A 12,442-nucleotide genomic window follows, 5' to 3' on the forward strand; every position below is an offset into this window, starting at 1 on the left:
AGCCCGGGCGCGCTCCCACGGCGGTCCGGCCCGGGCCGGGTGGGTGGCGGGTCGGGTTTCCCCGCTGGCTGGTCGGGAATCGGGTGACGCATGCCTCACCGCCGAACCACGGTGGGCGGTGTCCCGGGAACCGCGAATACGGTAGAAGCGAAGGCAATTCAACGTAGATCTGCCGGCAAAGCGAGGAACCACATGACGGAAGTCAAGCTCGATCACCCCGGTGGGCAGCTGTCGATGCCGGTGAAGTCCGCGGTCGAGGGCCCCGCCGGTATCGGGGTGGGCAAGCTGCTGAAGGAAACCGGGTTGACGACCTACGACCCCGGTTTCGTCAACACCGCGGCCTGCTCGTCCGCGATCACCTACATCGACGGCGACGCGGGCATCCTGCGGTACCGGGGGTACCCGATCGAGCAGCTGGCCGAGAAGTCCTCCTTCCTGGAGGTCTCCTACCTGCTGATCTACGGTGAACTGCCGACCGAGCAGCAGCTGACCGAGTTCAGCGAGCGGATCCGCCGGCACTCGCTGCTGCACGAGGAGATGCGCCGCTTCTTCGACGGCTTCCCGCGCGACGCGCACCCGATGGCCGTGCTCTCCTCGGCGGTCAGCGCGATCTCCACCTTCTACCAGGACAGCCTGGACCCGTTCGACTCCTCGCACGTGGAGATGTCCACCGTGCGGCTGATGGCGAAGGTGCCCACCATCGCCTCGTACGCGTACAAGAAGTCGATCGGCCAGCCGCTGCTGTACCCGGACAACTCGCTGGGCTACGTGGAGAACTTCCTGCGGATGACCTTCGGCGTGCCGGCCGAGCCGTACGAGGTCGACCCGGTGATGGCCAAGGTGCTGGACATGCTCTTCGTCCTGCACGCCGACCACGAGCAGAACTGCTCGACCTCGACCGTGCGGCTGGTCGGCTCCAGCAACGCCAACCTCTTCGCCTCGGTCTCCGCCGGCGTGAACGCGCTGTTCGGCCCGCTGCACGGCGGCGCCAACCAGGCAGTGCTGGAGATGCTGGAGAAGATCCAGGCCGAGGGCGACGACGTACGCTCCTTCGTCCGCAAGGTCAAGGACAAGCAGGACGGCGTCAAGCTGATGGGCTTCGGCCACCGGGTCTACAAGAACTACGACCCGCGGGCCGCGATCGTGAAGAAGGCGGCGCAGGACGTGCTCGGCCGGATGGCCAAGCCGGACCCGCTGCTGGACATCGCGATGGAGCTGGAGGAGATCGCCCTGGCGGACGACTTCTTCGTCTCCCGCAAGCTCTACCCGAACGTGGACTTCTACACCGGCCTGATCTACAAGGCCATGGGCTTCCCGACCAAGATGTTCACGGTGCTCTTCGCGCTGGGCCGGCTCCCCGGCTGGATCGCCCAGTGGCGCGAGATGATCAACGACCCGGAGACCAAGATCGGCCGCCCCCGGCAGGTCTACACCGGTTCCCCGCAGCGCGACTACCTGCCGCTCACCGAGCGCTGACCACCGCGTCGAACAGGCCGCCGACCCTCGTGAGGGTCGGCGGCCTGTTCCGTCGTGCGGGGGGCCTGTACCCCTGCTCGCGCCCTGTCGAGCTGCCCCGCCGATGAGACCACGCACGTGGGGACGCGGCGGATTCATCGCCCCGTCCGCGCGGGCAGCTCGACGGGGTCGGCGTGCGGGTTGGTCGCGTTGCCCCGTTGGTGGGGGCAGCTCGACAGGGTCGGGTGCGGTTCGTCGCTGCCCCGTCGGTGAGGGCAGCTCGACACGGTTGGGGTGCGGTCGGTCGAGCTGTCCGGTCCGTGCGGGTCAGCGCAGGCCGGCGGCGGCCAGGAGGTTGCCCTCGGCGATGGCCGGGAGCTGGTGGCCCTGGGCCATCCGCTGCGCCGCGCGTTCGGCGGTGAAGGCGGGGGCGCCGGCGATCGCCGCCGCGTAGGTGGCCGCGGTGCGCTGCGCGATGGCCGCCCAGCCGTACTGCTCGTGCACCATCGCCCGGGCCCGGCGGGCCAGCGCGCGGGCCCGCTCCCGGTCCGACAGCAGGGCGTGCACGGCGTCGGTCAGCCCGTCCGGGTCGTGCGGCCGGAACGTCATCCCGGTGACCCCGGGCTCGATGATCTCGGCCAGCCCGCCGGTCGCGGAGACCGCCAGCGGCGCCCCGGCCGCCGCGCCCTCCAGCGCCACCATGCCGAACGGCTCGTAGATGCTCGGCACCGCGAAGCAGTCCGACGCCGCCATCACCGCGGGCAGGTCGGTGCCGCCGAGGAAACCGGGCATGCTCACCGCGGCCCCGAGGCCGAGCCGGTGCACGTCCGCCTCCAGTTCGCCGCGGTACGGCCCGTCGCCGGCGATCACCACGCGCAGCCCGGGGTGCCGCTCCCGCAGCCGGGGCAGCCCGGCGAGCAGGTGCTGCACGCCCTTCTCGTACACCAGCCGGCCGGCGAAGGTGACCAGCGGTCCGGTGCCGGCGAACCGATCCCGGGCGGCGGCGATCGCGGCCGCCGGCGCCCGCCAGCGCCGCGGCTCGACGCCGTTGGGCACCACGTCGACCCGGCCGCCCGGCACGCCGAAGAGCGCGCCCACCTCGTCACGCATGTAACCCGAGCAGACGATCACCCGGGTCGACTCGGTGCTGAGCCAGTGCTCGACGCCGTGGATGGTGCGGTTCATCTCCTCCGGCAGCCAACCCTGGTGCCGGCCGGCCTCCGTGGCGTGGATGGTGCTGACCAGCGGGACGTCCAGGTGATCGCGCAGGGTCATCGCGGTGTGTGCGACGAGCCAGTCGTGGGCGTGGATGACGTCGTAGTGGGCGGTGTCGGTGGCGCGCAGGGCGGCGCGGGTGAGGGTGTGGTTGAAGGCCATGGTCCAGGCCAGCAGGCTGTTGGTGGCCAGGGGGAAGGTGACGGGGTCTTCGGCGGCGCGGATGACGCGGACGCCGTCGGCGTATTCCTCCAGGGGTGCGCCGTCGGCGTGGCGGGTGACGACGGTGACCTGGTGGCCGGCGGCGGCGAGGGCGACGGAGAGGGCGTGGACGTGGCGGCCGAGGCCGCCGACGAGCACCGGCGGGTACTCCCAGGACAGCATCAGGATGCGCCGGGACGGCGGGGCCACGCCGCCGGTGGCGGGCTGCGGGATGGCGGGGCGGGACGTCGGGGTGGGCCGGCAGGTGCGGTCCGAGGCGGTGGCGAGCGGCTCGCCGACCCGCAGCGTGGTCACATCAATCTCCGTCCATGCAGGCTGGAACGCGCCGGCGCCGGTGCCGGCGGAGTGGAAGGAAGGGTGGCCGAGGGCCGAGGCGGCGACGCGCGGGCGCGTCCCGCGAACAAGCAAAAGGCATCGGCGCCGATCCCGCATCTCGAAAAGGGCCAAGGTGACGGACGCCACCCGAAGGGTTCAACGCGGATCAGTCGGGCGGATTACGGTCATCGGCCGAACGGGTGGATTGGCCGCGGAGCGGGCGGGGCAATACCCGGCGTGCGCACCGCCGGCCTCGCCGCGTGGTGTGCTCATGGTGCGTGGTGCGCTCATGATCTTGCGCCGAAGGAGCGACATGCAGGTCTGGCCGGGTGAGCGTTATCCCCTCGGGGCCACCTACGACGGGATGGGCACCAACTTCGCGATCTTCTCGGAGGTGGCCGAGCGGGTCGAGCTCTGCCTCTTCGACGAGTGGGACGTCGGGGCCGAGCGGCGGGTCGAGCTGCGCGAGGTGGACGCCTACGTCTGGCACGCCTACGTCCCGGGCATCGAGCCCGGGCAGCGGTACGGCTACCGGGTGCACGGCCCGTACGACCCGGCGAACGGGCTGCGCTGCAACCCGCACAAGCTGCTGCTCGACCCGTACGCCAAGGCGATCGACGGCGACGTCACCTGGGACCCGGCGGTCTACGACTACGAGCACGGCGACCCGGAGCGGATGAGCACCACCGACTCGGCGCCGTTCATGCCCAAGTCGGTGGTGGTCAACCCGTACTTCGACTGGGGCAACGACGCCCCGCCGCGCACCCCGTACCACCACTCGGTGATCTACGAGGCGCACGTGCGCGGCCTGACCATGCGCCACCCCGACATCCCCGAGGAGCTGCGCGGCACGTACGCCGGCATCGCCTCGCCGCCGATGATCGAGCACCTGACCCGGCTCGGGGTGACCGCCATCGAGCTGATGCCGGTGCACCAGTTCGTGCACGACCACCGGCTGGCCGACCTGGGACTGCGCAACTACTGGGGCTACAACACCATCGGCTTCTTCGCCCCGCACCACGGCTACTCCGCGCTCGGCCGGCTCGGCCAGCAGGTGCAGGAGTTCCGCGGCATGGTGAAGGCGCTGCACGCCGCCGGCATCGAGGTCATCCTCGACGTGGTCTACAACCACACCGCCGAGGGCAACCACCTCGGCCCGACGCTGAGCTTCAAGGGCGTCGACAACGCCAGCTACTACCGGCTCAGCGAGGACGACCGGCGCTACTACGTCGACTACACCGGCACCGGCAACAGCCTCAACGTACGCAGCCCGCACTCGCTACAGCTGATCATGGACTCGCTGCGCTACTGGGTGACCGAGATGCACGTCGACGGCTTCCGCTTCGACCTGGCCGCCACCCTGGCCCGGGAGTTCTACGAGGTGGACCGCCTCTCCACCTTCTTCGAGGTGGTGCAGCAGGACCCGGTGGTCAGCCAGGTCAAGCTGATCGCCGAGCCGTGGGACGTCGGCCCCGGCGGCTACCAGGTGGGCAACTTCCCGCCCGTGTGGACCGAGTGGAACGGCAAGTACCGGGACACCGTGCGCGACTTCTGGCGCGGCGAGCCGGCCACCCTGGCGGAGTTCGCCTCCCGCATCTCCGGCTCGGCCGACCTCTACCAGGACGACGGGCGCCGCCCGTTCCACAGCATCAACTTCGTCACCTGCCACGACGGGTTCACCCTGGCCGACCTGGTGTCGTACAACGACAAGCACAACGAGGCCAACGGCGAGGAGAACCGGGACGGCGAGAGCCACAACCGGTCCTGGAACTGCGGCGTGGAGGGGCCCACCGACGACCCGGCGGTGCTCGCCCTGCGGGCCCGGCAGCGGCGCAACTTCCTGGCCACCCTGATGCTCTCCCAGGGCGTGCCGATGATCGGCCACGGCGACGAGCTGGGCCGCACCCAGCGGGGCAACAACAACGCCTACTGCCAGGACAGCGAGCTGGCCTGGATCGACTGGGACGGCGCCGACGCCGAGCTGCTGGAGTTCACCCGCAAGCTGGTCGCCTTCCGCCGCCGGCACCAGGTGTTCCGCCGCCGCCGGTTCTTCACCGGCCTGCCGGTGCGCTCCCGGCTGGTCGACGAACCCCTGCCCGACCTGGCCTGGTACACCCCGGACGGGCGGGAGATGACCGGCGAGGACTGGGGCAACGACTTCGGCCGCTCGGTGGCGCTCTTCGTCAACGGCGAGGGCATCCGCGAACGCGGCCAGTACGGCCAGCGCCACGTCGACAGCTCCTTCCTGCTCTGCTTCAACGCCCACGACGCGCCGCTGGACTTCACCCTGCCCGGTCCCGAGTTCGGGCAGCGCTGGGAAGTGGTGATCAGCACCGCCGAACCGGAACCGGAGAAGACGGCGGTGGTCGAGGCCGGCGGCGCGCTGACCGTCCCGGACCGCTGCGTGGTGGTGCTGGAGAGGACGGCCTGACATGGCGACCACCCCTCGCGCCACCTACCGCGTGCAGGTCCGCCCCGGCTTCGACCTGGCCGCCACCGCCGGCCTCGCCGACTACCTGGCCGACCTCGGCGTCAGCCACCTGTACAGCGCGCCGCTGCTGACCGCCACGCCCGGCTCCGCACACGGCTACGACGTGGTCGACCACCGGGCGGTCAACCCGGAACTGGGCGGCGAGTCCGGCCGGCAACGCCTGGTGCGGGCGTTGCGGGCGGCCGGCCTCGGCCTGGTCGTGGACATCGTGCCGAACCACGCCGGGGTGGCCGTGCCGGCGGCCAATCCGGCCTGGTGGGACGTGCTGCGCCGGGGCCGCGAGTCGGCGTACGCGGGCTGGTTCGACATCGACTGGGAGCGCGGCCGGCTGCTGCTGCCGGTGCTCGCCGACAACCCGCACGCCCTCGACGACCTCAAGCTGGCCGACGGCGAGCTGCGCTACCACGAGCACCGCTTCCCGATCGCCGACGGCACCGGCGAGGGCACGCCCCGCCAGGTGCACGACCGGCAGCACTACGAGCTGGTCTCCTGGCGGCGCGGTGACGCCGAGCTGACGTACCGCCGGTTCTTCGCCGTCTCGGACCTGGCCGGGCTGCGGGTGGAGGACCCGGAGGTCTTCGCCGCCACGCACGCCGAGATCCTGCGCTGGGCGGCGGCCGGCGAGGTAGACGGCATCCGGGTCGACCACCCCGACGGGCTGCGCGACCCGGCCGGCTACCTGGCCCGGCTGCGGGCGGCCGCGCCGGGCGCCTGGCTGGTGGTGGAGAAGATCCTTGAGTACGGCGAGGAGCTGCCGGACTGGCCGGTGGACGGCACCACCGGCTACGACGCCCTCGCCGCCGTCGGCGGCCTCTTCGTCGACCCGGACGCCGAAGCCGACTTCACCGCCCTGGACACCCGGCTGGTCGGGCACCCCACCTCGTGGCAGGACCTGACCCACGACACCAAGCTGGCCGCGGCCACCCGGCTGCTCGCCGCCGAGCTGACCCGGCTGGCCGCGCTCGCCCCCGAGGTGGAGCCGGCCGCGGCCCGGTCGGCGCTGGCCGAACTCGCCGCCGCCTTCCCGGTGTACCGGGGCTACCCGCCGGAGGGCGCCCGGCACCTGGCCGCCGCCCGCGCCGAGGCCGGCCGGCGCCGCCCCGACCTCACCGGCGCCCTGGACGCGCTCACCCGCCGGCTGCGCGACCCCGACGACGAGCTGGCCCAGCGGTTCCCGCAGTTCACCGGCGCGGTGATGGCCAAGGGCGTGGAGGACACCGCGTTCTACCGGTGGAGCCGGTTCGTGGCGCTCAACGAGGTCGGCGGCAGCCCGGCGCACTTCGGCGTGCCGCCGGCCGAGTTCCACCGGTTCGCCACCGCCCGGCAGGTGCGCTGGCCGGCGAGCCTGACCACGCTCTCCACCCACGACACCAAGCGGTCGGAGGACGTGCGGGCCCGGCTGGCCGTCCTGTCGGAGCTGCCGGAGCGCTGGGCGTCGCTGGTGGGCGACTGGATGGCACGGGTACCGCTGCCGGACCCGGCCTTCGCGCACCTGCTGTGGCAGACCGCCGTCGGCGCCTGGCCGATCGAGCGCGAGCGCCTGCACGCGTACGCCGAGAAGGCGGCCCGGGAGGCCGCCGCGTCGACCAGCTGGACCGACCCCGACCCGGCGTTCGAGCGGGCCATGCACGCGCTGGTCGACGCGATGTACGACGACGCCGCCCTGAACGCTTCGATCGGTGCCTTCGCCGCCGAGATCACCCCGGCGGGCTGGTCCAACTCACTCGGGCAGAAGCTGGTGCAGCTGGCCATGCCCGGGGTGCCGGACACCTACCAGGGCACCGAGCTGTGGGACAACTCCCTGGTCGACCCGGACAACCGGCGGCCGGTCGACTTCGCCGTACGCCGGGAGCTGCTGGCCCGGCTCGACGCCGGCTGGCGGCCGGCGGTCGACGCCGGCGGGGCGGCGAAGCTGCTGGTGGTGTCGCGGACCCTGCGGCTGCGGCGGGACCGCCCGGAGCTGTTCACCGGCTACCGGCCGGTGCCGGTGCGCGGGCCGGCCGCCCGGCACGTGGTGGCCTTCGACCGGGGTGGCGCGACAGCGGTGGCGACCCGGCTGCCGCTGCGGCTGGCCGCCGCCGGCGGGTGGCGCGGCACCACCCTGTCGATTTCTGTTCATCGAGTTAGGGACATGTTCACCGGTCGGGTCTACAGTGGGTCTGAGCTGCTCCTTCATGATCTGCTGAGCACCTATCCCGTCGCGCTGCTGGCTCCCACCACCGAGTCCGTGGAGGCTGCGTCATGACCGAATTCGCGGTGTGGGCGCCGGACGCCACCCGGGTCCGGCTGCGCCTGACCGGCGACGCGGACCGCGCGATGCGCCCCGGCCCGGGCGGGTGGTGGCGGGTCGAGGTGCCCGGCGCCGGCCCCGGCACCGACTACGCCTTCCTCCTCGACGACGACGACCAACCCCTGCCCGACCCCCGCTCGGCCTGGCAGCCGGCCGGCGTGCACGGGCCGAGCCGGCTCTACTCCCATTCCTCGTTCCCCTGGACCGACGCGTCGTGGACCGGCCGGCAACTGCCCGGCAGCGTCCTGTACGAGCTGCACGTCGGCACGTTCACCCCCGAGGGCACCTTCGACGCGGCGATCGGCAAGCTCGACCACCTGGTCGACCTGGGCGTCGACCTGATCGAGCTGCTGCCGGTCAACGCCTTCAACGGCGAGCACAACTGGGGGTACGACGGGGTCTGCTGGTTCGCCCCGCACGAGCCCTACGGCGGGCCGGACGGGCTGAAACGCCTGGTCGACGCCGCCCACGCCAAGGGGCTGGGGGTGATCCTCGACGTCGTCTACAACCATTTCGGCCCCTCCGGGGCCTACGCGCCGATGTTCGCGCCGTACCTCAGCGAGCAGAGCAACCCGTGGGGCCGCACCGTCAACCTGGACGGGCCGCACTCCGACGGCGTACGCCGCTACATCATCGACTCCGTGCTGATGTGGCTGCGCGACTACCACGTCGACGGCCTGCGGCTGGACGCCGTGCACGCCATGCCCGACTCCCGCGCCACGCACCTGCTGGAGGAGATGACCGTCGAGGTCGAGGCGCTGTCGACGCACCTGGGCCGGCCGCTGTCGCTGATCGCCGAATCCGACCTCAACGACCCGCGGCTCATCACGCCCCGCGAGGCCGGCGGGTACGGCCTGCACGCCCAGTGGAACGACGACGCCCACCACGCGCTGCACACGCTGCTGACGGGAGAGCGGCAGGGCTACTACGGGGACTTCGGGTCCCTCGAAGCGCTGACCGACGTGCTGACCGGCGGGTTCTTCCACGCGGGCACCTGGTCGTCGTTCCGGCAGCGGCACCACGGGCGGCCGGTGGATCGCCAGCGGCTGCCCGGGCACCGGTTAGTGGCTTATTTGCAGAACCACGACCAGATCGGGAACCGGGCGGTTGGTGATCGTCTCTCGGCTTCGCTGTCGCCTGCGCTGCTGCGGGTGGGCGCGACGCTGCTGATGACGGCGCCGTTCACGCCGATGCTGTTCATGGGGGAGGAGTGGGCGGCCTCCACGCCGTGGCAGTTCTTCACGTCGCATCCCGAACCGGAGCTTGCTGCTGCCGTTGCCGCTGGGCGCAAGCGGGAGTTCGCCTCGCACGGGTGGGCCTCGGCTGACGTGCCGGATCCGCAGGATCCGGAGACGTTCCTGCGGTCGCGGTTGGACTGGGCGGAGCTGGACAAGCCGGAGCACCGGGAGATGTACGAGTTCTACCGGCGGCTGATCGCGCTGCGGAAGTCGCGGGCCGACCTGTCGGATCCGCGGCTGTCGGCGGTGGACGTGCGGCACGGGGACCAGTTCCTGGTGATGCGGCGGGGGGAGTGCCTGGTGGCGGCGAACCTGGCGGGGAAGCCGCAGCGGATCACGCTGCCCGGGGTGGCGCGGCGGGTGCTGCTGGCGACCGGGGACGGGGTAACGGTGATGCGCGACCGCATCGAGCTACCGGCGGAGACGGCGGCGATAGTGGCGCTGTGAGCTGTTCTCTCAGCGCGGCACCACAGCGATGACGTCGATCTCCACCAGCATGCCGGGCAACGCCAGGGCGGGCACCGGGATCAGCGTCCATGCCGGCTTGCGGTCACCCCACACCCGACCGAACTCCTGTTTCACCACCCCGAACTTCTCCTCGTCGTGGTCGACGATGAGCAGGTTGAACTTCGCCACGTCCGACATCGTGGCGCCGGCGGCCGCGAGCACGGTCTCCGTGTTCGTCAGCGCTTGCCGGAGCTGCGTCCCGAAGTCCGCCACCAGGTTGCCGTCCGCGGTCTCGCCGCCCTGTCCGGCCGGAAGGATCATCCGCCAGCCGGCCGGGAACACCGCAAGATGGGAGTACGCGTTCGGCCGAGGATCGTAGAGACCCGTCGGGTTGATGAACGTCAGTTCATCGACCTCTCCCGTGCGAACGTTACCGGCCATCTCGCCCTCGCCCCTCCGCATCCACTGTGCCGACGTCACTGTGAACGATCGACAATAGTTGCCGAGTGCTCGGGCGATTACCAATCGTGACAACTGTCGTCCTGCTCCAGCCGCAGCTGCCGGACCGTCCAGCTTCTGCGCGAGACGCAGGGGCGGAAGGAACAGGCCGGCCGGGGCGTCCAAAGTGGCGGCGGTGAAACCGCGGCGGCGCCTACCGACCTGCTGGGCGGGTGAAACCGTAGGCGCGCTCGACCTTGGCTACGTGCACCGCGAACGAGGCATACCAGTGCTCCCGCCCGTGGGCACGGACCGGGGCGTGCTCCGCGTGAGCCCGCCAGGCCGCGATCGACTCCTCGTCTCGCCAGTACGACACCGTGATCCCCAGACCGTCCGCACCCCGAGCCGAATCGACCCCGAGGAATCCCGGCTGGTCGGCAGCCAGCTTCAGCATCTGCTCGGCCCGGTCCCGGTAGCCGTTGTCGCCAGCGGTCCGCACGGAGGTGAACACGACCGCGTAGTAGGGCGGGGCGGGCAGCGATGCGGGCGCGAGGTCGGCCATTGAAGTCCTCCAACAGGTGCGGCAGGGTGCCGCCTCAAACGATCTCGCGCGCCCACCCGCACCCACAACCCGGTTTACCGCCATGCCACGCCCGCTCGTGACCGGGATCGACACCGGGCGGCGTGGGTGAACAGGATCGCGGGCGGCCGGCCTGACGGGGTACGTCAGGTCAGAAGGTGGCGATCGGGTTCACCGGGCTGCCGGAGATACCGGCGAAGCGGATCGGCGCGACCGCGAGCTGGAAGTCCCACTGGCCGAGGTCGGCGGCCGTCGTCGCGCACGCCTCCAGGTCGCAGTTGTCGAGCAGCCACAGCCCCATCGCGACGAGGCTCACGGCGTGCACCGGCATCAGCACGTCGTCGTACCCCGACGGCTGGACGTCCTGCGGGGTGTCCGCGCCGATCAGCGCGACCTCCCGTTCGTGCAGCCACGGCAGGCAGGACGCGTGCCAGCCGGCCTGCGTGAACCCACTGGCCGCACCGGACTCGTGCCGGAAGCGGCCGTAGCCGGTCCGCAGCAGTACCGCGTCGCCGGGTCGCACCCGCACCCCCTGGCGACGCTCGGCCTCCTCCAGGTCGTCGGGACACACACCCTGCCCCGGTTCCAGCCACGGCACACCACGGACCCTCGCGACGTCCAGCAGGACACCACGCGTGACGATCCCGTTCGCCGCCGCCGTGACGGCCGCCCACCCCGATCCCGTGGCGGCGTCGACCAACGAGTGCGACCGCCCGTTGTACATCGTGCCGTCCCAGAAGATGTGGCACGGCGAGTCGAGGTGGGTGACGGTGTTGCCGTGGAACATGATGCCGAGCCGTTCGGACGAGAAGCCCCAGCGCCGGTCGGCGTGGAAGGCGGGCGGCATGTTCTCGGCACCCGGCATGTCGGCGGCGCACGGGCACGTCGTCGTCGACCGCTCCATCTCCTCCGGTGCGGCGACCTCCCAGGCGCACGACACGCTCCTGCCGTGGCGTACGGCCCGCGCCGCCGCCAGCCGGACGTCGTCGGTGATGTGGTTCAGCGTCCCGAGCTGGTCGTCGTCGCCCCACCGTCCCCAGTTCGACAGCGTGTGGAAGTACCCGAGCACGTCGTCCTGTGTGGGCATCGGTCGCTCTGCCGTCATCCCAGCATCGACTCCTCCGGTCACGCGGATCGCGGCGCCGCAGGTAGGCTATCCCGCCCTCCCGGAAGGACCGCCCGGTTACGGCTTCCAGTCGCGCCGGAGCAGGCCGTAGAGCACGAAGTCAGCGAAGCCGTCGCCGTCGTACTCGCGCTCCCGCTGGGTGCCCTCGTGGGTGAAGCCGCACGCCTCCGCGGTCCGCCGCATGGCCGTGTTGCTGGCCAGCGTCTCCAGCTCCAGCCGGCGCAGGTTGCGGTTGCGGAAGCCGTACCGGCAGAGCAGGTGGATCACCTCGGTCCCGTATCCCTGGCCGCGCGCCTCGGGGACCAGCGCGATGCCGAGGTGGCCGTACCCGTTGAACGCGTTGATCCCCCACAGCACGCCGCGGCCCAGGAAGGTGCCGTCGGCCACGGTCTCGGCCAGCAGCAGCACCGGGCTCTGGCCGTCGGCCGGCTCGACGACCTGCCGCTCCAGCCAGGCCCGGAGCTGGCCGACGTGGCGCGGCAGGAACGGCTCGCCGTCGGTGATCAGGTGCAGCTCGGGATCGCTCTTCAGGCGGAACAGGTTCGGCGCGTCGTCGGGCGTGGGTGGGCGCAGTCGCACCCGTTCGGTGGCGAACACCGCCCGACGCTAACAGCCGGCCCGGCTG

9 protein-coding genes are annotated in these 12,442 nt (G+C 71.8%); 4 read left to right on the forward strand and 5 right to left on the reverse strand.

What is annotated here, in order from left to right:
• The first annotated feature begins 192 nt into the window (after positions 1–192).
• Positions 193–1,476 (forward strand): citrate synthase, encoded by a 1,284-nt coding sequence (locus SM577_RS28940; protein WP_302921829.1) that lies wholly within the window; start codon positions 193–195, stop codon positions 1,474–1,476.
• Positions 1,477–1,782: 306 nt separating this feature from the next.
• On the opposite strand, the gene SM577_RS28945 is transcribed toward SM577_RS28940, so the two are convergent.
• Positions 1,783–3,186: a glycosyltransferase family 4 protein gene (locus SM577_RS28945; RefSeq protein WP_474588471.1), complete on the reverse strand. Its 1,404-nt coding sequence runs from the start codon at positions 3,184–3,186 to the stop codon at positions 1,783–1,785.
• 334 nt (positions 3,187–3,520) lie between these two features.
• Between SM577_RS28945 and glgX the strand changes: the two genes are divergently transcribed.
• The 3 genes from glgX to treZ are packed head-to-tail and all read left to right on the forward strand — an operon-like array spanning position 3,521 to position 9,673.
• Entirely contained in the window at positions 3,521–5,638 is a 2,118-nt protein-coding gene (glgX, locus tag SM577_RS28950) for a glycogen debranching protein GlgX (RefSeq protein WP_302921827.1), read from the forward strand.
• A gap of 1 nt (position 5,639) precedes the next feature.
• On the forward strand, positions 5,640–7,943 hold the full coding sequence (gene treY / locus SM577_RS28955; RefSeq protein WP_474588472.1) for a malto-oligosyltrehalose synthase: 2,304 nt from the start codon (positions 5,640–5,642) through the stop codon (positions 7,941–7,943).
• Positions 7,940–9,673: a malto-oligosyltrehalose trehalohydrolase gene (treZ, locus tag SM577_RS28960; protein WP_474588473.1), complete on the forward strand. Its 1,734-nt coding sequence runs from the start codon at positions 7,940–7,942 to the stop codon at positions 9,671–9,673. The genes treY and treZ overlap by 4 nt, the downstream gene beginning before the upstream one ends.
• 9 nt (positions 9,674–9,682) lie before the next feature.
• Here treZ and SM577_RS28965 read toward each other — a convergent pair whose 3' ends face one another.
• The 4 genes from SM577_RS28965 to SM577_RS28980 form a co-directional block, all read right to left on the reverse strand.
• Positions 9,683–10,114: a RidA family protein gene (locus tag SM577_RS28965; RefSeq protein ID WP_474588474.1), complete on the reverse strand. Its 432-nt coding sequence runs from the start codon at positions 10,112–10,114 to the stop codon at positions 9,683–9,685.
• Positions 10,115–10,325: 211 nt separating this feature from the next.
• A complete protein-coding gene (locus tag SM577_RS28970) occupies positions 10,326–10,673 on the reverse strand; it encodes an antibiotic biosynthesis monooxygenase family protein (protein ID WP_474588475.1) in 348 nt (115 codons plus the stop codon).
• 169 nt (positions 10,674–10,842) lie between these two features.
• Positions 10,843–11,778: a cyclase family protein gene (locus tag SM577_RS28975; RefSeq protein WP_474588476.1), complete on the reverse strand. Its 936-nt coding sequence runs from the start codon at positions 11,776–11,778 to the stop codon at positions 10,843–10,845.
• A 96-nt stretch (positions 11,779–11,874) separates the two neighbouring features.
• Positions 11,875–12,414, reverse strand: a complete 540-nt coding sequence (locus SM577_RS28980; RefSeq protein WP_302921821.1) for a GNAT family N-acetyltransferase — start codon at positions 12,412–12,414, stop codon at positions 11,875–11,877.
• Between the last annotated feature and the right edge of the window lie 28 nt (positions 12,415–12,442).

The organism is Micromonospora desertarenae (assembly GCF_056150265.1).

Excerpts from the sequence above, each read along its gene's own strand:
- SM577_RS28975 (WP_474588476.1), bottom strand. The coding sequence starts at position 11,778 with ATGCCCACACAGGACGACGTGCTCGGGTACTTCCACACGCTGTCGAAC.
- treZ (WP_474588473.1), top strand. The coding sequence starts at position 7,940 with ATGACCGAATTCGCGGTGTGGGCGCCGGACGCCACCCGGGTCCGGCTG.
- treY (WP_474588472.1), top strand. The coding sequence starts at position 5,640 with ATGGCGACCACCCCTCGCGCCACCTACCGCGTGCAGGTCCGCCCCGGC.
- SM577_RS28970 (WP_474588475.1), bottom strand. The coding sequence starts at position 10,673 with ATGGCCGACCTCGCGCCCGCATCGCTGCCCGCCCCGCCCTACTACGCG.
- SM577_RS28940 (WP_302921829.1), top strand. The coding sequence starts at position 193 with ATGACGGAAGTCAAGCTCGATCACCCCGGTGGGCAGCTGTCGATGCCG.
- glgX (WP_302921827.1), top strand. The coding sequence starts at position 3,521 with ATGCAGGTCTGGCCGGGTGAGCGTTATCCCCTCGGGGCCACCTACGAC.
- SM577_RS28965 (WP_474588474.1), bottom strand. The coding sequence starts at position 10,114 with ATGGCCGGTAACGTTCGCACGGGAGAGGTCGATGAACTGACGTTCATC.